Origin of the sequence: Pseudomonas sp. 8AS (genome assembly GCF_902506505.1) — a bacterium.
Classification (GTDB): Bacteria; Pseudomonadota; Gammaproteobacteria; order Pseudomonadales; family Pseudomonadaceae; genus Aquipseudomonas.
Genome location: NZ_LR733406.1, coordinates 1,278,856 through 1,304,957 on the forward strand (window position 1 = coordinate 1,278,856; position 26,102 = coordinate 1,304,957).

Annotated in this window: 21 protein-coding genes; 19 read left to right on the forward strand and 2 right to left on the reverse strand. The window is 64.5% G+C overall.

Annotation, left to right across the window (positions count from 1 at the left end; all coding sequences use genetic code 11):
• Window positions 1-47: 47 nt before the first annotated feature.
• Complete coding sequence (locus GV001_RS05950) at window positions 48-2,750, reverse strand: [protein-PII] uridylyltransferase (RefSeq protein WP_160078723.1); 2,703 nt, start codon at window positions 2,748-2,750, stop codon at window positions 48-50.
• 20 nt (window positions 2,751-2,770) lie between these two features.
• Entirely contained in the window at window positions 2,771-3,571 is an 801-nt protein-coding gene (gene map, locus GV001_RS05955; protein WP_160078724.1) for a type I methionyl aminopeptidase, read from the reverse strand.
• Window positions 3,572-3,823: 252 nt separating this feature from the next.
• Between map and rpsB the strand changes: the two genes are divergently transcribed.
• The 19 genes from rpsB (at window position 3,824) to GV001_RS06050 (ending at window position 26,099) form a co-directional block, all read left to right on the forward strand.
• A complete protein-coding gene (gene rpsB, locus GV001_RS05960; protein WP_160078725.1) occupies window positions 3,824-4,564 on the forward strand; it encodes a 30S ribosomal protein S2 in 741 nt (246 codons plus the stop codon).
• Between the two features lie 122 nt (window positions 4,565-4,686).
• Entirely contained in the window at window positions 4,687-5,553 is an 867-nt protein-coding gene (gene tsf / locus GV001_RS05965) for a translation elongation factor Ts (protein ID WP_160078726.1), read from the forward strand.
• 179 nt (window positions 5,554-5,732) lie between these two features.
• Entirely contained in the window at window positions 5,733-6,476 is a 744-nt protein-coding gene (gene pyrH, locus GV001_RS05970; RefSeq protein WP_160078727.1) for a UMP kinase, read from the forward strand.
• Window positions 6,473-7,030, forward strand: coding sequence for a ribosome recycling factor (gene frr, locus GV001_RS05975; RefSeq protein WP_160078728.1), 558 nt, complete (start codon window positions 6,473-6,475; stop codon window positions 7,028-7,030). The genes pyrH and frr overlap by 4 nt, the downstream gene beginning before the upstream one ends.
• A 13-nt stretch (window positions 7,031-7,043) precedes the next feature.
• Window positions 7,044-7,799: a polyprenyl diphosphate synthase gene (uppS, locus tag GV001_RS05980; RefSeq protein WP_160078729.1), complete on the forward strand. Its 756-nt coding sequence runs from the start codon at window positions 7,044-7,046 to the stop codon at window positions 7,797-7,799.
• A complete protein-coding gene (locus GV001_RS05985; protein ID WP_160078730.1) occupies window positions 7,799-8,614 on the forward strand; it encodes a phosphatidate cytidylyltransferase in 816 nt (271 codons plus the stop codon). The genes uppS and GV001_RS05985 overlap by 1 nt, the downstream gene beginning before the upstream one ends.
• A complete protein-coding gene (gene ispC / locus GV001_RS05990) occupies window positions 8,611-9,801 on the forward strand; it encodes a 1-deoxy-D-xylulose-5-phosphate reductoisomerase (protein WP_160078731.1) in 1,191 nt (396 codons plus the stop codon). The genes GV001_RS05985 and ispC overlap by 4 nt, the downstream gene beginning before the upstream one ends.
• 16 nt (window positions 9,802-9,817) lie before the next feature.
• On the forward strand, window positions 9,818-11,170 hold the full coding sequence (gene rseP, locus GV001_RS05995) for an RIP metalloprotease RseP (RefSeq protein ID WP_160078732.1): 1,353 nt from the start codon (window positions 9,818-9,820) through the stop codon (window positions 11,168-11,170).
• A 74-nt stretch (window positions 11,171-11,244) separates the two neighbouring features.
• Window positions 11,245-13,653, forward strand: coding sequence for an outer membrane protein assembly factor BamA (gene bamA / locus GV001_RS06000; RefSeq protein ID WP_160078733.1), 2,409 nt, complete (start codon window positions 11,245-11,247; stop codon window positions 13,651-13,653).
• Window positions 13,654-13,695: 42 nt separating this feature from the next.
• Window positions 13,696-14,199 carry an OmpH family outer membrane protein gene (locus GV001_RS06005; RefSeq protein ID WP_160078734.1) on the forward strand — a complete coding sequence of 168 codons (504 nt, stop codon included), beginning with the start codon at window positions 13,696-13,698 and terminating at the stop codon, window positions 14,197-14,199.
• Window positions 14,199-15,260, forward strand: a complete 1,062-nt coding sequence (gene lpxD / locus GV001_RS06010; RefSeq protein ID WP_160083202.1) for a UDP-3-O-(3-hydroxymyristoyl)glucosamine N-acyltransferase — start codon at window positions 14,199-14,201, stop codon at window positions 15,258-15,260. The genes GV001_RS06005 and lpxD overlap by 1 nt, the downstream gene beginning before the upstream one ends.
• A gap of 47 nt (window positions 15,261-15,307) precedes the next feature.
• Window positions 15,308-15,748 (forward strand): 3-hydroxyacyl-ACP dehydratase FabZ, encoded by a 441-nt coding sequence (gene fabZ / locus GV001_RS06015; protein WP_160078735.1) that lies wholly within the window; start codon window positions 15,308-15,310, stop codon window positions 15,746-15,748.
• Entirely contained in the window at window positions 15,745-16,521 is a 777-nt protein-coding gene (lpxA, locus tag GV001_RS06020; protein WP_160078736.1) for an acyl-ACP--UDP-N-acetylglucosamine O-acyltransferase, read from the forward strand. Before fabZ ends, lpxA begins: the two co-directional genes overlap by 4 nt.
• A 3-nt stretch (window positions 16,522-16,524) precedes the next feature.
• Complete coding sequence (gene lpxB, locus GV001_RS06025) at window positions 16,525-17,658, forward strand: lipid-A-disaccharide synthase (RefSeq protein WP_160078737.1); 1,134 nt, start codon at window positions 16,525-16,527, stop codon at window positions 17,656-17,658.
• On the forward strand, window positions 17,658-18,260 hold the full coding sequence (gene rnhB / locus GV001_RS06030) for a ribonuclease HII (protein WP_160078738.1): 603 nt from the start codon (window positions 17,658-17,660) through the stop codon (window positions 18,258-18,260). The genes lpxB and rnhB overlap by 1 nt, the downstream gene beginning before the upstream one ends.
• Window positions 18,261-18,340: 80 nt before the next feature.
• Window positions 18,341-21,862: a DNA polymerase III subunit alpha gene (gene dnaE / locus GV001_RS06035; protein ID WP_160078739.1), complete on the forward strand. Its 3,522-nt coding sequence runs from the start codon at window positions 18,341-18,343 to the stop codon at window positions 21,860-21,862.
• 118 nt (window positions 21,863-21,980) lie between these two features.
• Window positions 21,981-22,931, forward strand: coding sequence for an acetyl-CoA carboxylase carboxyl transferase subunit alpha (accA, locus tag GV001_RS06040; protein ID WP_160078740.1), 951 nt, complete (start codon window positions 21,981-21,983; stop codon window positions 22,929-22,931).
• 59 nt (window positions 22,932-22,990) lie between these two features.
• Window positions 22,991-24,307, forward strand: a complete 1,317-nt coding sequence (gene tilS / locus GV001_RS06045) for a tRNA lysidine(34) synthetase TilS (RefSeq protein ID WP_178091805.1) — start codon at window positions 22,991-22,993, stop codon at window positions 24,305-24,307.
• A gap of 160 nt (window positions 24,308-24,467) precedes the next feature.
• Window positions 24,468-26,099 carry a CTP synthase gene (locus tag GV001_RS06050; RefSeq protein ID WP_160078741.1) on the forward strand — a complete coding sequence of 544 codons (1,632 nt, stop codon included), beginning with the start codon at window positions 24,468-24,470 and terminating at the stop codon, window positions 26,097-26,099.
• The last annotated feature ends 3 nt before the right edge of the window (window positions 26,100-26,102 follow it).

Genomic DNA, 26,102 nt, shown 5'->3' on the forward strand with positions numbered 1-26,102 from the left:
CGTCTCTTGGTCGCGTGCGTGCCGGGCGGCGCGGGGCCCGGCCGGGTTCATATGCTGATCGAGCCGAGGCCGATGGTTTCGCCGTTGGCCTGCGACAGCTGCTGGACGATGGCGTCCTGCAGGCGCGCGCACAGCTCGGGGTCGGACAGCGGCTGGTTGTGGGAGTCGGTGATGAAGAACACGTCTTCCACCCGCTCGCCCAGGGTGGCGATCTTGGCGTTTTGCAGGGACAGGTCGAAGTCCAGGAAGATCTTGCCGATCCGTGCCAGCAGGCCGGGGCGGTCCGGCGCGGTGATGTCGAGCACGGTCACCGGGCGCTGGGCGTCGTTGTGAATGGTCACCTGCGGGGCGAAGGCGAAGTGCTTGAGCTGGCGCGGCACGCGGCGCTGGATGATCGCCGGGTACTCGTCCGGGTTCTTCAGCGCTTCGACCAGGCCGTCGCGGATCTGCTTGATCCGCGCCGGGCTGTCGCCGATGCGCCCGCCGTCGGCATCCAGGACGATGTAGGTGTCGAGGGTGAACTGGCTGCTGGAGGTGATCACCCGGGCGTCATGGATGTTCAGGTTGAGCTGGTCCATGGCCGCCACGGTCACGGCGAAGAAGTCGTGCTGGTCCGGGGCGTAGATGAAGATCTGGGTGGCGCCCTCGAACTCGCGCTGGGCGGTTTCCCTGATCAGCACCAGCGGGTCCTTGCCGGCCGGGTGCTGGAGGATCGCCTCGGTGTGCCAGGCCACGTCGGCGGCGGTATGGCGCAGGAAGTAGTCGTCGCCCAGTTGCGACCAGAGCTGCTCGGCATCGTCCTGGTCGGTGCCGCCGCGCACCAGGATGTCGATGGCCGCGCTCTGCGTCTGGCGGATCTGCTCCTCGCGGTCCAGCGGGTTTTCCAGGCCGCGGCGCAGGGCGCGCTTGGTCTCGGTATACAGCTGGCGCAGCAGGCTGGCGCGCCAGGAGTTCCACAGGCTGGGGTTGGTGGCGTTGATATCGGCCACGGTCAGCACGTAGAGGTAGTCAAGGCGGGTCTGGTCGCCGACCTGCCGGGCGAAGTCGAAGATCACCTGCGGGTCGGACAGGTCCTTGCGCTGGGCGGTGGTCGACATCACCAGGTGGTTCTGCACCAGCCAGACGATCAGCCGGCTGTCCCAGTTGGGCAGCTGGTGGCGGGCGCAGAAGGCTTCGGCATCCACCGCGCCGAGCTCGGAGTGGTCGCCGCCGCGGCCCTTGCCGATATCGTGGTAGAGCCCGGCCAGGTAGATCAGCTCGGGCTTGGGCAGCTTGTCGATCAGCTTGCTGGCCAGCGGAAATTTCTCCGCCTGCTCCGGGCGCTTGAGTTTGCGCAGGTGCTTGATCAGGTTGAGGGTGTGCGCATCGACCGTATAGATGTGGAACAGGTCGTGCTGCATCTGCCCGACTATGTGGCCGAATTCCGGCAGGTAGCGGCCGAGAATGCCGTAGCGGTTCATCCGCCGCAGGTTGCGGTGAATGCCCTGGGTCGACTTGAACAGCTCGATGAACAGGCTGGTGTTGCGGATGTCGCGGCGGAAGTCGTCGTCGATCAGGTGCCGGCTGTCGCGCAGCAGGCGGATGGTGTCGGCGCGCACGCCCTTGATTTCTGGATGCTGGGCCATCAGCACGAAGACTTCGAGGATGGCGAACGGGGTGCGCCGGAACACCTTGGCGTGTGTGACTTCGAGGTAGCCGTCGCGCAGCTGGAAGCGGCTGTTCAGCGGCTGTGCCGGGCCCGGTTCGCCGGTGCGCAGGATCACCTCCTCGAAGTGCTGGTTGATCAGGTCGCAGAGTTCGGCGACGCCCATCACCACCCGGTAGTACTTCTGCATGAAGTTTTCCACCGCCAGCTTGCCGTCGCCGTCCTTGAAACCGAGCAGGGCGGCGATCTTGCCCTGGTGGTCGAACAGCAGGCGGTCTTCGGCGCGCCCGGCCAGCATGTGCAGGGCGTAGCGCACCTTCCACAGGAACTCCTGGCTGGAGGCGAGCATGCCGTACTCGCTGTCGACCAGGAAGCCCTGCTGCACCAGTGAGTGCAGGTTGAGGCTGCCGAACTGGCGGCGCGCCACCCAGAGAATGGTCTGGATGTCGCGCAGGCCGCCGGGAGAACCCTTCACGTTGGGCTCCAGGTTGTATTCGGTGTCGTTGTACTTGGCGTGGCGCGCCTGCTGTTCCTTGCGCTTGGCCAGGAAGAAGTGCTTGCTCGGCCACATGCGTTCGGCGCCGGTGACCTCCTGCATGCGCAGGCGCAGGCGCTCGGGGCCGGCGATGGTGCGGCTTTCCATCAGGTTGGTGATCACCGTCAGGTCGGCGCGCGCCTCTTCGGCGCATTCATCCACCGAGCGCACGCTCTGCCCAACTTCCAGGCCGATGTCCCAGAGCAGGGTGAGGAAACCTTCGATGGGGCTGCGGAAGACTTCGTGGTCGGCGCTGTCGAGCAGGATCAGCAGGTCGATGTCGGAGTTGGGGTGCAGCTCGCCGCGGCCGTAGCCGCCGACCGCCAGCAGGGCGATGTCGGCGTCTTCGCTCCAGTCGAAGCGATCCCAGGCGCAGCGCAGGATCTGGTCGACGAACCAGGCGCGGTCCTCGATCAGGCGGCGGATGTCGCGGCCCTCGCGGAACCGTCCGTCGAGCACCTCGCGCGCCTGCTTGAGGACCTTCTTGAACGCGGCGATGGGGCTGGACTTGAGCGCCAGTTCGGCCTGGAACTGGCCGCGATCAAACAACTCCGGATCCATCTGCGGCATGCGGCCTACCTTCTATATGCTCAGGCTGAGGTGCGCGCGATGGTGTCGTCGCTGCGCAGGGTGAGGATCTCGTAGCCGCTGTCGGTGACCAGCACGGTGTGTTCCCACTGCGCGGACAGCTTGCGATCCTTGGTGATGGCGGTCCAGCCGTCGCCGAGCAGGCGGGTTTCCGGGCGGCCCTGGTTGATCATCGGCTCGATGGTGAAGGTCATGCCTGCCTTGAGTTCCAGGCCGGTACCGGCGCGGCCGTAGTGCAGGACCTGCGGCTCTTCGTGGAACACCGCGCCGATGCCGTGCCCGCAGTATTCGCGGACCACGGAGAAGCCGTGCTTCTCGGCGTGCTTCTGGATCACCTCGCCGATGTCGCCCAGGCGTGCGCCCGGCTTGACCAGGGCGATGCCCTTGTACATCGACTCCTGGGTGACCTGGGCCAGCTTGACCGCCCACTCGGCGACTTTGCCGACCATGAACATCTTGCTGGTGTCGCCGTGGTAGCCGTCCTTGATCACGGTGACGTCGATGTTCAGCACGTCGCCGTCCTTCAGCGGCTTGTCGTTGGGGATGCCGTGGCAGACCACGTGGTTGAGCGAGGTGCAGATCGACTTGGGAAAGCCCGGGCGGCCGGGGGCGGCGCCATAGTTGAGCGGGGCGGGAATGGCCTTCTGCACGTTGACGATATAGTCGTGGCAGATGCGGTCGATCTCTTCGGTGGTGACGCCTGGCTTGACGTGTTCGCCGATCATTTCCAGCACTTCGGCGGCCAGGCGGCCGGCGATGCGCATTTTTTCGATTTCTTCCGGCGACTTGATGGTGACGGTCATATGGGCTCTCGGGCGCAGGCAGGACAAGGGCGCATGTTAACAGCTTCGGGCTGCAAGCCATAAGCGCCCTGCGCGCGGTGAGTCGAGGCGGGTAGCTTGTGGCGCCGTTCTGTGATATAAAATGCGCCGCTTTACGGGCTGTGGGCTCGTGAAGCTTTAATCCGCACACGTATCGACACGTTATCCTGGGTGCCTGCAAGGGTTGGATAGCGGGATGCGTGGAGGCCTAACCCGACTTATCAAGGAACTATCATGTCCCAAGTCAATATGCGCGATATGCTGAAGGCCGGTGTGCACTTCGGCCACCAGACCCGTTACTGGAACCCGAAAATGGGCAAGTTCATTTTCGGCGCGCGCAACAAGATCCACATCATCAACCTGGAAAAAACCCTGCCGATGTTCAACGAGGCTCTGTCCTTCGTTGAGAAGCTGGCTGCGGGCAAGAACAAGATCCTGTTCGTGGGCACCAAGCGTTCCGCCGGCAAGATCGTGGCCGACGAAGCCGCACGTTGCGGTTCGCCGTACGTCGATCACCGCTGGTTGGGCGGCATGCTCACCAACTACAAGACCATCCGTGCTTCGATCAAGCGCCTGCGCGAACTGGAAGTCCAGTCCCAGGACGGCACCTTCGCCAAGCTGACCAAGAAAGAAGCCCTGATGCGTTCGCGCGATCTGGAAAAGCTGGATCGCAGCCTGGGTGGTATCAAGGACATGGGCGGTCTTCCGGACGCTCTGTTCGTGATCGACGTCGACCACGAGCGCATTGCTATCACCGAAGCCAACAAGCTGGGTATCCCGGTCATCGGCATCGTCGATACCAACAGCAGCCCGGAAGGCGTTGACTACATCATCCCGGGTAACGACGACGCCATCCGCGCCATCCAGCTGTACATGGGTGCCATGGCCGACGCCGTGATCCGTGGCCGCAACAATGCTGCCGGCGGCGCCGACGAGTTCGTCGAAGAAGCTTCCTCCGAGGCCAGCGAAGGCTGATAGCGGGCGACTGAGGTCACCCGTTGCGCAAAAAGGGGGCTAGGCCCCCTTTTTGCCACTTACGAATTTGTACCCGGTATCCGGGTTGATTGGTTGACTACCGATTCAAGAGGATCAAGAACATGGCAGAAATTACTGCAGCCCTGGTTAAAGAACTGCGCGAGCGCACCGGCGAAGGCATGATGGATTGCAAGAAGGCCCTGACCAAGGCCGGCGGCGACATCGAAAAAGCCATCGACGACATGCGTGCCTCGGGCGCCATCAAGGCCGCCAAGAAGGCTGGCAACATTGCCGCCGAAGGCGCCATCGCGATCAAGGACGACGGCAAGTCCGCCGTTCTGCTGGAAGTCAACTCGCAGACCGACTTCCTGGCTCTGCAGGACGACTTCAAGGCCTTCGTCGCCGCCAGCGTCGACCAGGCTTTCGCCGACAAGCTGACCACCGTCGAGCCGCTGATCGAAGCCCGTGAAGCCGATCGTCTGATCCTGGTCGGCAAGACCGGTGAAAACGTCAACATCCGTCGTCTGGCGCGTGTTGAGGGTGACGTGCTGGGTTCCTACCTGCACGGCAACAAGATCGGTGTGGTCGTGGCCCTGAAAGGCGGTTCCGTCGAACTGGCCAAGGACATCGCCATGCACGTGGCTGCCAGCAACCCGGAATTCCTGCTGCCGACCCAAGTCTCCCAGGAGGCCATCGAGCGCGAGAAGAGCGTGTTCATGTCCCTGAACGAAGACAAGATGAAGGGCAAGCCGGCCGAGATCGTCGAGAAGATGATTGCCGGTCGTATCAGCAAGTTCCTGGCCGAAGCCAGCCTGGTTGAGCAAGCGTTCGTCAAGGATCCGGAAATCACCGTCGGTGCCCTGGCCAAGAAAGGCGGCGCTGAAATCGTTTCCTTCACCCGCTTCGCGGTAGGCGAGGGCATCGAGAAGCCAGTCGACAACTTCGCTGACGAAGTTGCTGCTCAAGTGGCTGCCGCCAGCAAGCAGTAAGACGGTTCTGCACTGCCGTACCGAAGAGGCTGCCCGCTCGCGCGTGCAGCCTCTTTTGCAAAGCGCGGCATAATCGTTCGTCGCGCCGCACCAATTCACCGGGCAGTTGTCTGATTGCCGGGTAAAAATACGAAGCCGCAGTGCTTCGACTAGAAAACAACGCCGCAGGAGAGATACGCATGGCTCAGCAGGTGAGTGGTCGCCAACCTCGCTATAAACGCATTCTGCTCAAACTTAGCGGCGAGGCCCTGATGGGCTCGGAAGAGTTCGGTATCGATCCCAAGGTGCTGGATCGCATGGCGCTGGAAGTCGGCCAGCTGGTCGGCATCGGCGTGCAGGTCGGGCTGGTGATCGGCGGTGGCAACCTGTTCCGCGGTGCGGCGCTGTCCGCTGCCGGCATGGATCGGGTCACCGGTGACCATATGGGCATGCTGGCTACCGTGATGAACGCCCTGGCCATGCGCGACGCGCTGGAGCGCTCGAACATCCCGGCCACGGTGATGTCGGCGATTTCCATGGTCGGGGTGACCGATCACTACGACCGGCGCAAGGCGCTGCGTCACCTGGCTACCGGGGAAGTGGTGATCTTCGCCGCCGGCACCGGCAATCCGTTCTTTACCACCGACTCGGCGGCCTGTCTGCGTGCCATCGAGATCGATGCCGATCTGGTGCTCAAAGCCACCAAGGTCGATGGCGTGTACACTGCCGATCCGTTCAAGGACCCCAATGCGGAGAAATTCGAGCGTCTGACCTATGACGAGGTGCTCGACCGCAAGCTGGGCGTGATGGATCTGACGGCCATCTGCCTGTGCCGCGACCACAAGATGCCGCTGCGGGTCTTCAACATGAACAAGCCGGGCGCCCTGCTGAACATCGTGGTGGGCGGCGCCGAAGGAACCCTGATCGAGGAGGAAGCACAATGATCAACGAGATCAAGAAAGACGCCCAGGAGCGCATGGTCAAATCCCTGGAATCCCTGGGGCGCAACCTGGCCTCCATTCGTACCGGCCGGGCGCATCCGAGCATTCTGGACAGCGTCAAAGTGCCGGCATACGGCAGCGAGATGCCGCTGAATCAGGTCGCTGCGATCAGTGTGGAAGATGCGCGTACCTTGAAGATCGTCGCTCACGATAAAGCCCTGAGCGCGGCGATCGAGAAGGCCATCATGACCTCCGACCTCGGTCTGAACCCGAGCAGTGCCGGTACCACCATCCGCGTGCCGATGCCGGCCCTGACCGAAGAAACCCGCCGCGGCTACACCAAGCAGGCGCGTGGCGTTGCCGAGGATGCCAAGGTGGCCGTGCGCAACGTGCGTCGCGATGCCCTGGCCGAGCTGAAGAAGCTGACCAAGGACAAGGAAATCAGCGAGGACGAGGAGCGTCGCGCCGCCGATGAGGTGCAGAAGCTGACCGACAAGTTCGTCGCCGAGGTGGAAAAGGCGCTGGAAGCCAAAGAAACCGATCTGATGGCGGTGTGACGGTCCCCTAGTCATGGTCAAGAGCAAGCAGGAAGCCCCGGCGATAGTGCCGCGTCATGTGGCCATCATCATGGATGGTAATAACCGCTGGGCGAAGAAGCGCCTGCTGCCGGGCGTGGCCGGGCACAAGGCCGGCGTCGACGCCGTGCGGGCGGTGATCGAGGTCTGTGCCGAGGTGGGGGTCGAGGTGCTGACCCTGTTCGCCTTCTCCAGCGAGAACTGGCAGCGCCCGGCCGAAGAGGTCGGTGCGCTGATGGAGCTGTTTCTCGGGGCGCTGCGTCGCGAGGCGAAGAAGCTCAAGGAAAACGGCATCAGTCTGCGCATCATTGGCGATCGCTCGCGCTTCCATCCGGAGCTGCAGGCGGCCATGCGCGAAGCCGAGCAGATCACTGCCGGCGAGAAGCGCTTCGTCCTGCAGGTGGCGGCCAACTATGGCGGCCAATGGGATATTGCCCAGGCCGCGCAACGTCTGGCGCGCGATGTGCAAGCCGGGCACCTGCAGCCGGAAGACCTGACTCCCGAGCTGTTGCAGAGCTGCCTGGCCACCGGCGATCTGCCGTTGCCGGACCTGTGCATCCGTACCGGCGGCGAGCACCGCATCAGCAATTTCCTGCTGTGGCAGCTGGCCTATTCCGAGCTGTATTTCTCCGACCTGTTCTGGCCGGATTTCAAACACGAGGCCATGCGCAAGGCGCTGGCCGATTTCTCTACCCGCCAGCGTCGCTTCGGCAAGACCAGTGAACAGGTGGAAGCCGAGGCGCGTCGCTGATGCTCAAACAACGGATCATCACGGCGCTGCTGATGCTGCCCGTCGTGCTGTGCGGTTTCTTCCTGCTCGATGGCGGGCCGTTCGCCCTGTTCATCGGTGCGGTGGTGACTGTGGGGGCGTGGGAATGGGCGCGCCTGGCTGGTTTCGCCGGGCAGGCGCAGCGCGTGGCTTATGCCGCCGCCGTGGCGGCGCTGCTCTACGGGCTGTATCGCGCTCCAGGCCTGGCTCCATGGTTGCTCGGTGCGGCTGTGCTGTGGTGGTTGCTGGCGACCCTGCTGGTACTGACCTATCCCGCCAGCAGCCGTTACTGGGGCGGCCTGCCCGGCAAGCTGCTGATCGGTCTGCTGATCCTGTTGCCGGCCTGGCAGGGCCTGGTCCTGCTCAAGCAGTGGCCGCAGGCGAACCTGCTGATCATCGCCGTCATGGTGCTGGTGTGGGGGGCCGATATCGGTGCCTATTTCGCCGGCAAGACCTTCGGCAAGCGCAAGCTGGCGCCGCGGGTGAGTCCCGGCAAGAGCTGGGAAGGGCTGTATGGCGGCCTGCTGGCCAGTCTGCTGATCACCGCGGCGGTCGGTCTGCAGCAGGGCTGGCAGGGCCAGGATCTGGCCCTGGCCCTGGCTGGCGCGGCGCTGGTGGTGCTGATCTCGGTGGTCGGTGACCTGACCGAAAGCATGTTCAAGCGCCAGTCCGGGATCAAGGACAGCAGCAACCTGCTGCCCGGTCACGGTGGCGTGCTGGATCGCATCGACAGCCTGACGGCGGCCGTGCCGGTATTTGCCGTGCTGCTGTGGCTGGCCGGCTGGGGCGCGCTGTGAGCCGGGTGCAACAGGTCACCGTGCTGGGGGCTACCGGCTCCATTGGCCTGAGTACTCTGGACGTGATCGCCCGTCACCCCGAGCGCTACCAGGCCTTCGCCCTCAGCGGTTTCACCCGCCTGGTCGAGCTCCAGGCCCTGTGCGTCAAGCATCGGCCGCGCTATGCCGTGGTTGCCGATGCGGCGGCCGGCGAGGCGTTGCAGGCGGCGCTGCAGCAGGTCGGATTGCCGACCCGGGTACTGGTGGGCGAGGGCGGTCTGTGCGAAGTGGCGGCGCATCCCGAAGTCGATGCGGTGATGGCGGCGATCGTCGGCGCGGCCGGCCTCAAGCCGACCCTGGCGGCGGTCGAGGCCGGCAAGAAGGTGCTGCTGGCCAACAAGGAAGCGCTGGTGATGTCCGGCGACCTGTTTATCCAGGCGGTGCGCCGCAGCGGCGCGGTATTGCTGCCGATCGACAGCGAGCACAATGCGATCTTTCAGTGCCTGCCGGGCGACTACGCCCGCGGCCTGGGGGCGGTCGGGGTGCGGCGCATCCTGCTGACCGCCTCCGGCGGCCCGTTCCGCGAAACCCCGCTGGCCGAGCTGGAGCAGGTCAGCCCCGAGCAGGCCTGTGCCCATCCAAACTGGTCGATGGGGCGCAAGATCTCGGTCGATTCGGCGAGCATGATGAACAAGGGGCTGGAGCTGATCGAGGCCTGCTGGCTGTTCGACGCCAGGCCGAGCCAGGTCGAGGTGGTGATCCATCCGCAAAGCGTGATCCATTCGCTGGTCGACTATGTCGATGGTTCGGTGCTGGCGCAGCTGGGCAACCCGGACATGCGCACGCCGATCGCCCATGCCCTGGCCTGGCCGCAGCGGATCGACTCCGGCGTGGCGCCGCTGGACCTGTTCGCCGTGGCGCGTCTGGACTTCCAGCGTCCGGACGAGCAGCGTTTTCCCTGCTTGCGTCTGGCGCGCCAGGCCGCAGAGGCGGGCGGCAGTGCCCCGGCGCTGCTCAACGCGGCCAATGAGGTAGCGGTGGCGGCCTTCCTCGAACGGCGCATCCGCTTCCCCGAGATCGCGCGTATCATCGATGAAGTATTGAATCTTGCACCGGTCGCGGCGGTCGAAAACCTCGACGCGGTGCTGGTGGCCGATGCCCGGGCACGGGTGCTGGCCGGTGAATGGCTGAGTCGCCACGGGCTCTGAGCCCGGAGGAAGTAGGATGAGCGCGCTATACATGTTCTTCGGCACCCTGGTTGCGCTGGGTGTGCTGGTGACTATCCACGAGTTCGGTCACTTCTGGGTGGCGCGGCGCTGCGGGGTCAAGGTTTTGCGCTTCTCCGTGGGCTTCGGCAGCCCCCTGCTGCGCTGGCATGATCGCCAGGGCACCGAGTTCGTCGTGGCCGCCATCCCGCTGGGTGGCTACGTGAAGATGCTCGACGAGCGCGAGGGGGATGTTCCGGCCGAGCAGATCGAGCAATCCTTCAATCGCAAGTCGGTGCGTCAGCGCATCGCCATCGTCGCCGCCGGGCCTATCGCCAACTTCCTGCTGGCCATCCTGTTCTTCTGGGTTCTGGCCATGCTCGGTAGTCAGCAGGCCAGGCCGGTTATCGGCGCCGTGCAGGTGGACAGTCTGGCGGCGGCGGCGGGCCTGCAGGCCGGGCAGGAGATCCTGGCCGTGGATGGCGAGCCAACTGCCGGCTGGGGGGCGGTCAATCTGCAGCTGGTGCGGCGTCTCGGCGAGAGCGGCACGCTCGAGTTGTTGCTGCGCGAGCCCGATTCGACGGCACAGAGCACTCGCCAGCTGGTGTTGCGTGATTGGCAGAAAGGTGTCGAGCAGCCCGATCCGCTGCAGTCACTGGGTATTCGCCCGTGGCGCCCGGCCATGGCGCCGATTCTGCAGGAAATCGACCCCGAGGGGCCGGCGCAGGCGGCGGGCGTGCGCAAGGGCGATCGCCTGCTGCTGATCGGCGAGCAGCGCATCGATGACTGGCAGCAGGTGCTGGATGTGCTGCGCGAACTGCCGGGCCAGCAGGTGCGCCTGCTGGTCGAGCGCGGCGGGCGCGAGCTGGAGTTCACGGTGAATCTTGCCGTGCGCGGCGAAGGTGAGGCGCGAGGCGGTTATCTCGGCGTCGGCGTCGGTGCCGTCGAGTGGCCGCCGCAGATGCTGCGCGAAGTCCGCTACGGTCCGCTGGATGCGCTGGGCGAAGGGCTGCGGCGCACCTGGCACATGACCCTGCTGACCTTCGATTCGGTGCGCAAAATGCTGGTCGGCGAGCTGTCGGTAAAAAACTTGAGTGGGCCGATAACCATTGCTAAAGTGGCGGGCGCTTCAGCCCAGTCGGGAGTGGGGGATTTCCTCTATTTCCTGTCCCTGCTGAGCATTAGTTTGGGGGTTCTCAATCTGCTGCCCATTCCTGTGCTGGATGGGGGGCATCTGCTGTTCTACCTGATCGAGTGGGTGCGGGGTCGCCCACTGTCCGAGCGGGTGCAGAGTTGGGGCATGCAGGTGGGCATCAGTCTGGTGCTCGGGGTGATGTTGCTGGCCCTGATCAACGACTTGGGCCGTCTGTAACAAATCGCTGAATTGCGAAGCTGCCGCCCATTGCGGCGGCTTCTTTATTGTCAGTTGGAATAAGAAAGGACTTCATGAAACGTCTGCTGCTACCTGCGGTACTCGCCGCATTGATGATCGCCGAAGTTCACGCCGAGTCCTTCACCATCTCAGATATTCGCGTCAACGGCCTGCAGCGGGTTTCCGCGGGCAGCCTGTTCGGCGCCCTGCCGCTCAACGTCGGTGAGCAGGCGGATGACGGCAGCCTGGTCGAGGCCACCCGTGCACTGTTCAAAACCGGTTTTTTCCAGGATATCCAGCTCGGTCGCGATGGCGATGTGCTGGTCATCACCGTGGTCGAGCGTCCGTCGATTTCCGGCGTGGAGATCGAAGGCAACAAGGCGATCAGCACCGAAGACCTGATGAAGGGCCTGGAGCAGTCCGGCCTGGCCGAGGGCGAAATCTTCCAGCGCGCCACCCTCGAAGGCGTGCGCAACGAGCTGCTGCGCCAGTACGTGGCCCAGGGCCGCTATTCGGCCAGCATCGAAGCCGAAGTGATTCCGCAGCCGCGTAACCGCGTGGCACTGAAGATCGAGATCAACGAAGGCTCGGTTGCCGCCATCCAGCACATCAACGTGGTGGGCAACACGGTCTTCTCCGATGAGGACCTGGTCGGCCTGTTCGAGCTGAAGACCACCAACTGGCTGTCCTTCTTCAAGAACGATGACAAGTATGCCCGCGAGAAGCTGTCTGGCGACCTGGAGCGTCTGCGCTCCTACTACCTGGATCGCGGCTACATCAACATGGATATCTCCTCCACTCAGGTATCCATCACCCCGGACAAGAAGCACGTCTACGTTACCGTCAACGTCGATGAAGGCGACAAGTACAGCGTCAGCGAGGTCAAGCTCTCCGGTGACCTGAAAGTGCCGGAAGAGGAAGTCAAGAAACTGCTGCTGGTCAAGCAGGGCCAGGTCTTCTCGCGCAAGGTAATGACCACCACCTCCGAGCTGATCACCCGCCGCCTGGGCAACGAGGGCTACACCTTCGCCAACGTCAACGGCGTGCCGCAGCCCAACGACGAAGACAAGACCGTCGCCATCACCTTCGTGGTCGACCCGGGCAAGCGCGCCTACGTCAATCGCATCAACTTCCGTGGCAATACCAAGACCGAAGACGAAGTGCTGCGCCGCGAAATGCGCCAGATGGAAGGTGGCTGGGCCTCGACCTACCTGATCGACCAGTCCAAGACCCGCCTCGAGCGCCTGGGCTACTTCAAGGAAGTCAACGTCGAGACCCCGCAGGTGCCGGGTACCGACGACCAGGTCGACGTCAACTACAGCGTCGAGGAACAGGCCTCCGGCTCGATCACCGCCAGCGTCGGTTTCGCCCAGAACGCCGGCCTGATCCTCGGCGGTTCGATCAGCCAGAACAACTTCCTCGGTACCGGCAACAAGGTCAGTGTCGGCCTGACCCGCAGCGAATACCAGACCAGCTACAACTTCGGCTTCGTCGACCCCTACTGGACGCCGGACGGTGTTAGTCTGGGCTACAACGCCTTCTACCGCACCACCGACTACGACGACCTCGACTACGATGTGTCGAGCTATGCGGTGGACAGCTATGGTGCCGGGGTGAGCATCGGCTACCCGATCAGCGAGATATCGCGCCTGACCTATGGACTGACCATCCAGAGTGACAGCATCGATACGGGCTCCTACACCGTCGATGAAATCCTCGATTTCCTCGAGGAGGAGGGCGAGGACTACCTGAACCTGAAAGCCTCGATCGGCTGGTCCGAGTCCACCCTCAACCGTGGCGTGCTGGCCACCCGCGGCCACTCCCAGAGCCTGGTGCTGGAAAGCACCGTGCCGGGCAGCGACCTGTCGTTCTTCAAGCTGGACTACCGAGGCCAGCTGTTCAAACCGGTGACCGACAACTACACCCTGCGCTTCCATACCGAACTGGGCTATGGCGACAGCTACGGCTCCACCTCCGACCTGCCGTTCTACGAGAACTACTACGCCGGCGGCTTCAACTCGGTGCGCGGCTTCGAGGACAGCTCGTTGGGGCCACGTAGTACTCCGAGTCGTGCATACCGGAATTTGCCTGCGAATGATCCGGCCAACGTCAATACATGTAATCCTGAAACGGGAGTGTGTACCGATCCTGACCAGGATCCGTTGCCCTTCGGTGGTAACGTACTGATCCAGGGTGGCGTGGAAATGCTGTTCCCGATGCCGTTCGTCAAGGACCAGCGCTCCCTGCGTACCTCGCTGTTCTGGGACGTGGGTAACGTCTACGACACCAATTGCTCCACCGCCCAGAAGGACAATGGCAACACCTGCGACCTGGATATCGGCGAGCTGGCCAGTTCTGTGGGTGTGGGCGTGACCTGGATCACGGCCATGGGCCCGCTGAGCTTCAGCCTGGCGGCGCCGATCAAGAAGCCGGATGATGCGGACACGCAAATCTTCCAGTTCTCTCTGGGCCAGACCTTCTAATTGCTTGATAAATGACAACAGTCTTTGTTGCGGGAGTGCATCGTGCGTAAGTTGACTCAATGGGTACTGATCACCATGGCCTTGGTGGCGACTCCGGCTTTTGCCGAGATGAAGGTGGCGGTACTGAACTATCAAATGGCCCTGCTTGAGTCTGATGCCGCGAAGAAATACGCCGTGGATGCCGAGAAGAAGTTCGGTCCGCAACTGAACAAGCTCAAGCAGCTGGAAACCGATGCCAAGCGCATTCAGGACCGTCTGGTCAAGGAAGGCGAGCGCATGCAGCAGGCCGAGCGCGAGCGCCTGGAGCTCGAATTCAAGCAGAAGGCGCGCGACTTCCAGTTCCAGTCCAAGGAACTGAACGAAGCCAAGGCGATTTCCGATCGCGACATGCTCAAGCAGCTCAAGCCGAAGTTGGACAAGGCGGTCGAGGAAGTGATCAAGGGCGGCAGCTTCGACCTGGTGCTGGAGCGCGGCGCGGTGATCGATGTCAAACCGCAGTTCGACATCACCCGCCAGGTCATCGAGCGCATGAACAAGCTGCGCTGATCATGAGCGCCGTGTCGTTTACCCTTGGCCAGCTGGCTGAACGTCTGGGTGCCACCCTGCGTGGCGCCGCCGACAAACCGGTGCGTGGCCTGGCCTCCCTGCAGGATGCCGGCGGCGACCAGTTGAGCTTCCTGGCCAACGCTCAGTACCGCAAGTTTCTCGCTGCCACCGAGGCCGCGGCGGTATTGCTGACGCCAGCCGATGCCGAAGGCTACGCGGGCGATGCCCTGCTGGTGGCCAATCCCTACCTGGCCTATGCCCAGCTTTCCCATCTGTTCGATCGCAAGCCCGCTGCCGCTGCCGGGGTGCACCCGACTGCCGTGGTGGCGGCCGATGCGCAGGTCGATGCGACTGCCAGCATCGGTGCCTATGCGGTGATCGAAAGCGCTGCGCGGATCGCCGCCGGCGTGACCATCGGCGCCCATTGCGTGATCGGCGCGCGCAGTTCCATCGGCGAAAATGGCTGGCTGGCGCCGCGCGTGACCCTGTATCACGACGTGCATATCGGCAAGCGCGTGGTCATCCAGTCCGGTGCCGTACTCGGTGGTGAAGGCTTCGGCTTTGCCAACGAGAAGGGCGTCTGGCGCAAGATCGCGCAGATCGGTGGCGTGACCCTGGGCGACGACGTCGAAATCGGTGCCAACACCACCATCGATCGCGGCGCTTTGGCCGATACGCTGATCGGCAACGGCGTCAAGCTGGATAACCAGATCATGATCGCGCACAACGTGCAGGTCGGCGACAACACCGCGATGGCTGGCTGCGTGGGTATTTCCGGCAGCACCAAGATCGGCAGCAACTGCATGATTGCCGGCGGTGTCGGCATGGTCGGGCACATCGAGGTGTGCGACAACGTGTTCGTTACCGGGATGACCATGGTCACCCGTTCGATTACCGAGCCCGGGGCCTATTCCTCGGGCACGGCGATGCAAACTGCGGCCGACTGGAAGAAGAGTGCCGCGCGCATTCGCCAGCTGGACGATATGGCACGCCGCCTGCGCGATATGGAAAAGCGCCTGGCTGCCGTGACCTCGGGCGACGATGCCTCATCAGATGCCTGATCCGCGTCCGACGCAGGCTCCCATTTTTTAGAACAGGCTTTCCGTACATGATGGACATCAACGAGATTCGCGAGTATTTGCCGCACCGTTACCCTTTCCTGCTGGTGGATCGGGTGGTGGACTTGGATGTTGAAGGCAAGAAGATTCGCGCCTACAAGAATGTCAGCATCAACGAGCCGTTCTTCAACGGCCACTTCCCCCAGCACCCGATCATGCCGGGCGTGCTGATCATTGAAGCCATGGCCCAGGCCGCCGGCATCCTCGGCTTCAAGATGCTCGACGTGAAGCCGGCCGACGGCACGCTGTACTACTTTGTCGGCTCGGACAAGCTACGCTTTCGCCAGCCGGTGCTGCCGGGCGATCAGCTGATCCTGGAAGCGCGCTTCCTCAGCTGCAAGCGCAGCATCTGGAAGTTCGAGTGCCAGGCCACTGTCGATGGCAAGGAAGTCTGCTCGGCGGAAATCATCTGTGCGGAACGCAAACTATGAGTTTGATTGACCCTCGCGCCATCATCGATCCGTCGGCCAGGCTGGCGGATGACGTTCAGGTCGGCCCCTGGTCGATCATTGGGCCCGATGTGGAAATTGGCGAGGGCACAGTGGTCGGCCCGCACGTGATCGTCAAGGGCCCGACCAAGATCGGCAAGCACAACAAGATCTACCAGTTCTCTTCGGTCGGTGAAGACACTCCGGACCTGAAGTACAACGGCGAGCCGACCCGCCTGGTGATCGGCGACCATAACGTGATCCGCGAGGGCGTGACCATCCACCGCGGCACCGTGCAGGACCGCTCGGAAACCACCATCGGCGACCACAACCTGCTGATGGCCTATGTGCATATCGGCCACGACAGCGTGCTGGGCAACCACTGCATCCTGGTCAACAACACCGCCCTGGCCGGTCATGTGCAGATGGACGACTGGGCGATCCTCTCCGGCTTCACCCTGGTCCACCAGTTCTGCCGCATCGGCGCGCACAGCTTCTCCGGCATGGGCACGGCGATCGGCAAGGATGTGCCGGCCTACGTCACCGTGTTCGGCAACCCGGCCGAGGCGCGCAGCATGAACTTCGAGGGCATGCGTCGGCGTGGTTTCAGCACCGAGGCCATCGCCGCCCTGCGCCGCGCCTACAAGGTGGTGTATCGCCAGGGGCTGACCGTCGAGCAGGCCCTGGCCGAGCTGGCCGAAGCATCGGCGCAGTTTCCGGAAGTGGCGGTATTTCGCGACTCCATCCAGGCCTCGACCCGCGGCATCACCCGCTAAGTCATGAGCCGTCCCCTACGCATAGCGCTGGTCGCCGGCGAGACCTCCGGCGACATCCTCGGCGCCGGTCTGATGCAGGCGCTCAAGATCCAGCATCCAGATGCCGAATTTATCGGTATCGGTGGCCCGCGTATGCAGGCCGAAGGCCTGGCGTCCTATTTCCCCATGGAGCGTCTGGCGGTCATGGGACTGGTCGAGGTGCTCGGCCGCTTGCCGGAGCTGCTGGCCCGGCGCAAGCGCCTGATCCGCACGCTGATCGACGCCAAACCGGATGTGTTCATCGGTATCGATGCGCCGGACTTCAACCTGACCCTCGAACTCAAGCTGCGCCAGGCCGGGATCAAGACCGTGCACTACGTCAGTCCGTCGGTCTGGGCCTGGCGGCAGAAGCGTGTGCTGAAGATCCGCCAAGCCTGCGACCTGATGCTGACCCTGTTTCCCTTCGAGGCCAAGTTCTACCTCGACCATCAGGTGCCGGTGCGTTTCGTCGGGCATCCCTTGGCCAATACCATTCCCTTGCAGGCCGATCGCCAGGCGGCTCGGGCGGCCCTGGGAGTGCCGGCCGAGGTGCCGCTGGTGGCGCTGCTGCCGGGCAGTCGTGGCGGGGAAGTGGCGCGCCTGGGCGAGCTGTTCCTCGATACGGCGCAGCGCCTGCGTGCGCTGCGTTCGGGCGTGCAGTTCGTGCTGCCCTGCGCCAGTGCCGAGCGGCGGGCTCAGCTGGAGGCATTGCTGGCCAGTCGCGATCTGCCGTTGCTGTTGCTCGATGGCCAGTCCCACGAAGCCCTGGCGGCCTGCGATGCGGTGTTGATCGCCTCCGGTACGGCGACCCTGGAGGCGCTGTTGTACAAGCGGCCGATGGTGGTGGCCTACCGCGTGGCGCCGCTGACTTATCGGATCCTCAAACGCCTGGTGAAAAGCCCGTACATTTCCCTGCCCAATCTGCTGGCCGAGCGCATGCTGGTGCCGGAGCTGATCCAGGATGCCGCTACGCCCGATGCCCTGGCCCAGGCCCTGGTGCCGCTGCTGGACAATGGCGTGGAGCAGACCCAGGGCTTCGATGTGATTCATCGCGCGCTGCGCCAGGATGCCTCGCAGCAGGCCGCCGATGCGGTGCTCAAGCTGGCGGGGCAGGGCTGATGCAGCTGGGTCTGGATTTCAGCCTGGTCGAGGAGCTGGTCGCCGGCGTCGATGAGGTCGGTCGCGGCCCCTTGTGCGGTCCGGTGGTGACGGCGGCGGTGATTCTCGACCCGTTGCGGCCGATCCTCGGTCTCAACGACTCGAAGAAGCTTAGCGAGGCGCGCCGCGAGAAGCTGTTCGACGAGATCCGCGAAAAAGCCCTGGCCTGGTGCATTGCCCGCGCCGAGGTGGAGGAGATCGACCGCCTGAATATCCTGCACGCCACCATGCTGGCCATGCAGCGCGCGGTCGAAGGCCTGCAGGTGACGCCGCGCCTGGCGCTGATCGACGGCAACCGCTGCCCCAGGCTGGCGGTGCCCAGCGCGCCGGTGGTCAAGGGCGACAGCCAGGTGCCGGCCATCGCCGCCGCCTCGATCCTGGCCAAGGTCAGCCGTGACCGCGAGATGCAGGAGTTGGAAGCCCTGTATCCCGGTTATGGCATCGGCGGGCACAAGGGCTACCCCACGCCGGTGCACCTGGAGGCGCTCAAGCGCCTGGGCGCCACGCCGATCCATCGCCGCTCCTTCGCCCCGGTGCGCGCGGTGCTGGCAGGAGTCGACTAGCGACAGTCTCAAGCTGTCGTTTGAGTGCAGGCCCGGTACAATCCGGGCCTTATTGTTTTTGTGTTCTGTACAGGATCGTCATGACCGCCACCTTCGTCCATCTGCGTCTGCATACCGAGTTTTCCCTGGTCGATGGACTGGTGCGGGTCAAGCCCCTGGTCAAGGCGGTGGCCGCTGCCGGCATGCCGGCGGTGGCGGTGACCGACCAGAGCAACATGTGTTCGCTGGTGAAGTTCTACAAGGCCTCCATGGGCGCCGGGATCAAGCCGATCTGCGGTGCTGACATCTGGCTGGCCAGCGCCGAGGAAGACGGCCCGCTGACGCGCATGACCCTGCTGGCGATGAACCCCAAGGGCTATCGCAACCTCACCGAACTGGTTTCCCGCGGCTGGAGCGACGGCCAGAGCAACGACCTGGTGATCATCCAGCGCGACTGGGTCAAGGAGGCCGCCGAAGGGCTCATCGCCCTGTCCGGCGCGCGCGACGGCGAGATCGGTCATGCTCTGCTGGCCGGCGAACAGGCCCGTGCCGAGGCGTTGCTGGCAGAGTGGCAGGTCGTCTTCCCCGAGCGCTTCTACCTCGAACTGCACCGCTGCAGCCGGATCAATGACGAGGAGCACGTGCACGCCGCCGTGGCTCTGGCCGAGCGCTGTGGTGCACCGCTGGTGGCGACCAACGATGTGCGCTTCCTCAAGCAGGGTGATTTCGAGGCCCACGAAACCCGCGTGTGCATCGGCGAGAGCCGCACCCTGGATGATCCGCGCCGGCCGCGCACCTATTCCGACCAGCAGTACCTGAAGACCCCGGAGGAAATGGCCGAGCTGTTCAGCGATATCCCCGAGGCGCTGGCCAACACCGTGGAAATCGCCAAACGCTGCAACATCGAGGTGCAGCTGGGTAAGTACTTCCTCCCCGACTTCCCGGTGCCGGCCGGCATGACCATGGACGAGTACTTCCGCCAGGTCTCCTTCGACGGCCTGGAGGAGCGTCTGCAGGTCCTGCTGCCCAAGGACACCCCGGACTACGAGGCGAAGAAGCAGGTCTACATCGACCGGCTGAATTTCGAGCTGGATATCATCATCCAGATGGGCTTCCCCGGTTACTTCCTGATCGTCATGGACTTCATCCAGTGGGCCAAGAGCAACGGTGTGCCGGTCGGCCCGGGCCGCGGTTCGGGTGCCGGCTCGCTGGTGGCCTATGTGCAGAAGATCACCGACCTCGATCCGCTGGCCTACGACCTGCTGTTCGAACGCTTCCTCAACCCCGAACGCGTCTCCATGCCCGACTTCGACGTCGACTTCTGCATGGACGGCCGCGACCGGGTGATCGACTACGTGGCCGAGAAATACGGCCGTAATGCGGTGAGCCAGATCATCACCTTCGGCACCATGGCGGCCAAGGCGGTGGTGCGCGACGTGGCGCGGGTGCAGGGCAAGTCCTACGGCCTGGCCGATCGCCTGTCGAAGATGATCCCCTTCGAAGTCGGCATGACCCTGGAGAAGGCCTACGAGATGGAGGAGCCTCTGCGCGAGTTTCTCAAGGTCGACGAGGAGGCGGCGGAAATCTGGGAGATGTCGCTCAAGCTCGAGGGCATCTGTCGCGGTACCGGCAAGCACGCCGGCGGCGTGGTGATCGCTCCGACCAAGCTCACCGACTTCGCGCCCATCGCCTGCGACGAGGAGGGCGGCGGCCTGGTCACCCAGTTCGATAAGGACGACGTGGAGGCGGCCGGCCTGGTCAAGTTCGACTTCCTCGGCCTGCGCACCCTGACCATCATCAAGTGGGCGATGGAGACGATCAACCGCGAGCAGGCCAAGAAGGGCCTGCCGGATGTGAACATCGACTTCATCCCGCTGGATGACAAGAAAACCTACGACATGCTGCAGAAGGCGGAGACCACTGCGGTGTTCCAGCTCGAATCGCGCGGCATGAAGGAGCTGATCAAGAAGCTCAAGCCGGACTGCCTGGAAGACATGATCGCCCTGGTGGCGCTGTTCCGCCCGGGACCGCTGCAGTCGGGCATGGTGGACGACTTCATCAACCGCAAGCACGGCCGCGAGCAGCTCTCCTACCCGCACCCGGACTACCAGTACGCCGGCCTGGAGCCGGTGCTCAAACCGACTTACGGCATCATCCTGTACCAGGAGCAGGTGATGCAGATCGCCCAGGTGATGGCCGGCTACACCCTCGGCGGCGCCGACATGCTGCGCCGCGCCATGGGCAAGAAGAAGCCCGAGGAGATGGCCAAGCAGCGTGGTGGCTTCATCGAGGGCTGCGCCAGCAACAACATCGATGCGGACCTGGCCGGCAACATCTTCGATCTGGTGGAAAAGTTCGCCGGCTACGGTTTCAACAAATCCCACTCGGCCGCCTACGGCCTGGTTTCCTACCAGACTGCCTGGCTGAAAGCCCATTACCCGGCACCCTTCATGGCCGCGGTGCTGTCGGCGGATATGCATAACACCGACAAGGTGGTAATCCTCATCGAGGAATGCCGCAACATGAAGCTGCGCATCGATGCGCCGGACGTGAATACCTCGGAGTTCAAGTTCACCGTCAACGACGACGGGCGCATCGTCTACGGCCTGGGGGCGGTCAAGGGGGTCGGCGAGGGTCCGGTGGAGGCTATCGTCGAGTGCCGCGCTGAAGGCGGGCCGTTCAAGGACCTGTTCGACTTCTGCAACCGGGTCGACCTCAAGCGCATCAATAAGCGCACCCTGGAGGCGCTGATCCGCTCGGGCGCGCTGGATCGCCTCGGTCCCTACTACCAGGACGAGCTCAAGGCCTACCAGGCCGGCATCGACCTCAATCGCGCGGTGCTGCTGGCGGCCATGGAAGAGGCCGTGCAGGCTGCCGAGCAGACCGCGCGCAGCCACGACAGCGGCCACATGGACCTGTTCGGCGGCCTGTTCGCCGAGCCGGAGGCGGACGTCTACGTCAACCACCGTAAGGTCCGCGAGCTGTCGCTGAAGGAGCGCCTGAAGGGCGAGAAGGACACCCTCGGCCTGTACCTCACCGGCCACCCGATCGACGAGTACGAGGGCGAGGTGCGCCGCTTCGCCCGCCAGCGCATCGTCGAGCTGCGCGCCGCCCGCGACACCCAGACCATCGCCGGGCTGATCGTGGCGCTGCGGGTGATGAAGAACAAGAAGGGCGACAAGATGGGCTTCATCACCCTCGACGACCGCTCCGGGCGGATCGAGGCCTCGCTGTTCGCCGACGCCTTCGCCAGCAACCAGGCGCTGCTGCAGAGCGATGCGCTGGTGGTGGTCGAGGGCGAGGTGAGCAACGACGACTTCTCCGGCGGCCTGCGCCTGCGCGCCAAGCGGGTGATGAGCCTGGAGGAGGCGCGCACCGGCCTGGCCGAGAGCCTGCGCCTGCGCCTGAGTCGCGAGGCGCTGCAGGGCGATCGCCTGCGCTGGCTGGCCGAGCTGCTCGGCAAGTACCGCGGCGCCTGTCCGCTGACCCTGGACTACAGCGGCAGCGAGGCTAAGGCCCTGCTGCAGTTCGGCGAGCAATGGCGCATCGACCCGGCCGATGGTCTGATCCAGACCCTGCGTGACCAGTTCGGCAAAGACAACGTCTTCCTCCAATACCGCTGAGGGGCAGGCCACAGGCTTGCCTTCTCGGCCTCGACCCTGGGCGCCTTATCCCTTAAGGTAATGCGCCAGATGGAACCAGCCGCCCGGCCATTCGGCCGCCGACGCAAGACGGACGCCTATGAACCCGAACTTTCTCGATTTCGAACAGCCGATCGCCGACCTGCAAGCCAAGATCGAAGAGCTGCGCCTGGTCGGTAACGACAATGCGCTGAACATCAGCGACGAGATCTCCCGCCTGCAGGACAAGAGCAGCACGCTGACCGAAAGCATTTTCGGCAACCTCAGCAGCTGGCAGATCTCCAAGCTGTCGCGCCACCCGCGCCGGCCCTACACCCTCGACTACATCGAGCACATCTTCACTGAGTTCGACGAGCTGCATGGCGACCGCCACTTCTCCGACGATGCCGCCATAGTCGGCGGCGTTGCCCGCCTGGACGACCAGCCGGTAATGATCATCGGTCACCAGAAGGGCCGCGAAGTGCGCGAGAAGGTGCGCCGCAACTTCGGCATGCCGCGCCCGGAGGGCTACCGCAAGGCCTGCCGCCTGATGGAGATGGCCGAGCGCTTCAAGCTGCCGATCCTCACCTTCATCGACACCCCGGGCGCCTACCCGGGTATCGATGCCGAGGAGCGCAACCAGAGCGAAGCGATCGCCTGGAACCTGCGGGTGATGGCGCGCCTGAAAACCCCGATCATCGCCACCGTGATCGGCGAGGGCGGCTCCGGCGGGGCGCTGGCCATCGGCGTCTGCGACCAGCTGAACATGCTGCAGTACTCCACCTATTCGGTGATCTCGCCGGAAGGCTGCGCCTCGATCCTGTGGAAGACCTCCGACAAGGCGCCGGAAGCGGCCGAAGCCATGGGCATCACCGCCGAGCGCCTGAAGGGCCTGGGCATAGTCGACAAGGTGATCGCCGAGCCGCTGGGTGGCGCCCACCGCGACCCGCAAGCCATGGCGGCGAGCATCCGCAAGGAGCTGCTGTCGCAGCTCAAGGATCTGCAGAAGCTGGATGCCGACAAGCTGCTGGAACGTCGCTATCAGCGCCTGATGAGCTACGGCATCGCCTGAGCCATCGGACAATAGATGCACAACGGGCCTTCGGGCCCGTTGTTGTTTAAGCTAGGCCGATGATCTCTCTCGAAGCTCGACTGCACGCAGCGCTGCAACCCTGGCTGGCCGCGCCGGCCTGGCGGGTAGCGCTGTCCGGTGGTCTGGATTCCAGCGTGCTGCTTCACCTGCTGGTGCGTCTGCGCGAGCGCGAGTCGTTGCCTGCGCTTGGCGCTATCCACGTCCACCACGGGCTGCAGGCGGCGGCCGATGCCTGGTCGGCGCACTGCCGGCAGCTGTGCGCAGCGCTGGGTGTGCCGCTGCAGGTCGAATACGTCCGGGTCGAGGCCGGGGCCAGCCTCGAGCGGGCCGCCCGTGAGGCGCGTTATGCCGCGTTCGAGCGCAACCTGGGCGCGGGCGAGCTGCTGCTCACCGGTCAGCACCGCGATGATCAGGCCGAGACCCTGCTCTTTCGTCTGCTGCGCGGTGCCGGCGTACGCGGCCTGGCCGGCATGCCGGCCCAGCGGGCGCTGGGCCGTGGCCAGTTGCTGCGACCGTTGCTGGGCGTGTCGCGCGCCGAACTGCAGGCCTATGCCGAGCAGCAGGGGCTGTGCTGGGTGGAGGACCCCTCCAATGCCGATAGCCGCCTGGCGCGCAACTTCCTCCGCCACGAGGTGCTGCCGCCGCTGGCGCGGCACTGGCCGCAGGCGCTGCAGAATCTGGCGCGCAGCGCCGCCCATCTGCGCGAGGCGCAGGGTCTGCTGGATGAACTGGCGGTCGGCGACCTGGCGCCTGCGCGGGGGGCGGGCGAGTTCGCCTGGCTGAACCTGCCCGTGTTGCAGCTGGCAGCGCTGCGAGAGTTGTCGCCGCCGCGCCAGCGCAATGCCCTGCGCCATTGGCTGGCGCCCCTGACGGCCTTGCCGGACAGCGACCACTGGGCCGGCTGGGACGCCTTGCGCGATGCCGGGATCGCTGCCGCGCCGATCTGGCGCCTGGCCGCCGGCGAACTCAGGCGTGCCGACGAACGGTTGTGGTGGCTGGCCGGCGACTGGCTGCGCCAGCCGCTGGCGCCGGGGCCCTGGGCGGTGCCGGCGCGCCCCATGGCGTTGCCCGGCAATGGCTGGGCCAGCCTGCAGGGATGCGGGCCGCAGCAGGGGCTGCAGATTCGCTACCGCGTCGGCGGCGAAGTGTTGGCGCTCCCCGGGCGCGGTCATCGCGACCTCAAGCGGCTGCTCAACGAGCGCGGCGTGCCGGCGTTTGTCCGCGGCCGTTTGCCGCTGCTCTATCGCGGCGAGGAGCTGCTGGCGGTGGCCAACCTGCCGGGAATCGATGGTTCGCAGCTGGGCGACTGGCGCTTGTGCTGGCAGCCACCGACGAACGCGCAAGGTTTGAGCTGAAAGGGCCTTTCCGGTAGACTACGCTCCCGTCTTGTTACTGCTTTCTGCGGATTCCCTCGGAACCCGCAGTGGCTTGCTTATTTCAGGTTGGCCGAGTGTGCCGACCTCGCTTTCACCCCGGCGGCGCTGACCGCTTGAACGCAGACTTCTAGGATTTTTCATGACGCGCTACATCTTCGTCACGGGTGGTGTTGTTTCTTCATTGGGGAAAGGCATCGCTTCGGCTTCACTGGCGGCCATCCTGGAGGCGCGGGGCCTGAAGGTCACGATGCTCAAGCTGGACCCCTACATCAACGTCGACCCGGGCACCATGAGCCCGTTCCAGCACGGTGAAGTGTTCGTCACCCACGACGGCGCCGAGACCGACCTGGATCTGGGCCACTACGAGCGCTTCATCCGCACTCGCATGACCCAGAACAACAACTTCACCACCGGCCGCGTCTACGAAGACGTGCTGCGCAAGGAGCGCCGTGGCGACTACCTGGGCGCGACCATCCAGGTGATCCCGCACATCACCGACGAGATCAAGCGGCGCATCATCAAGGGCGCCGGCGATGCCGACGTGGCGATGGTGGAAGTGGGCGGCACGGTGGGCGACATCGAGTCGCAACCCTTCCTCGAGGCGATCCGCCAGCTGCGCGTGGAAGTCGGTGCCAAGCGCGCGATGCTGATGCACCTGACCCTGGTGCCGTACATCGCCACTGCCGGCGAAACCAAGACCAAGCCGACCCAGCATTCGGTCAAGGAGCTGCGCTCCATCGGCCTGCAGCCGGATGTGCTGGTCTGCCGCTCCGACCACGAGATCGACCTGTCCTCGCGGCGCAAGATCGCCCTGTTCACCAACGTCGAAGAGCGTGCGGTGATCAGCCTGCCGGACGCCGACACCATCTACCGCATCCCCGGCATCCTGCATGCCCAGGGCCTGGATGATTTCGTCGTGGAGCGCTTCGGCCTCAACTGCGAGGGTGCCGACCTGTCCGAGTGGGAGCGCGTGGTCGATGCCAAGCTGCACCCGGAGAAGGAAGTCACCATCGCCATGGTCGGCAAGTACATGGAGCTGCTGGATGCTTACAAGTCGCTGATCGAAGCGATGAGCCATGCCGGCATCCAGAACCGTACCAAGGTCAACCTGCGCTACATCGACTCGGAAGACATCGAGAACAAGGGCACCGGCCTGCTCGAAGGTGTCGATGCCATCCTGGTGCCCGGCGGTTTCGGCCTGCGCGGCGTGGAAGGCAAGATCACCACCGTGCAGTACGCCCGCGAGAACAAGATTCCCTACCTGGGCATCTGCCTGGGCATGCAGGTGGCGGTGATCGAATTCGCCCGCAATGTGCTGGGCTGGAAGGACGCCAACTCCACCGAATTCGATCAGGCCAGCGCGCATCCGGTGGTCGGCCTGATCACCGAGTGGGAAGACGCCACTGGCGAAGTGGAAAAGCGCAGCGAAAACTCCGACCTCGGCGGCACCATGCGCCTGGGCGCGCAGGAGTGCCAGCTGGAAGCCGGCTCACAGGTACGCGCCTGCTACGGCCAGGACCTGATCGTCGAGCGCCATCGTCACCGCTACGAGGTCAACAACAAGCTGCTGCCGCAACTGCAGGCCGCCGGTCTGAAAGTTTCCGGCCGCTCCGGTGACGGTGCTCTGGTCGAAGTGGTCGAAGCGCCGGATCACCCGTGGTTCGTCGCCTGCCAGTTCCACCCGGAGTTCACCTCCACCCCGCGTGACGGGCACCCGCTGTTCAGCGGCTTCGTCAATGCGGCATTGGCCCAGAAAGCGAAAAAGGCATAAGGA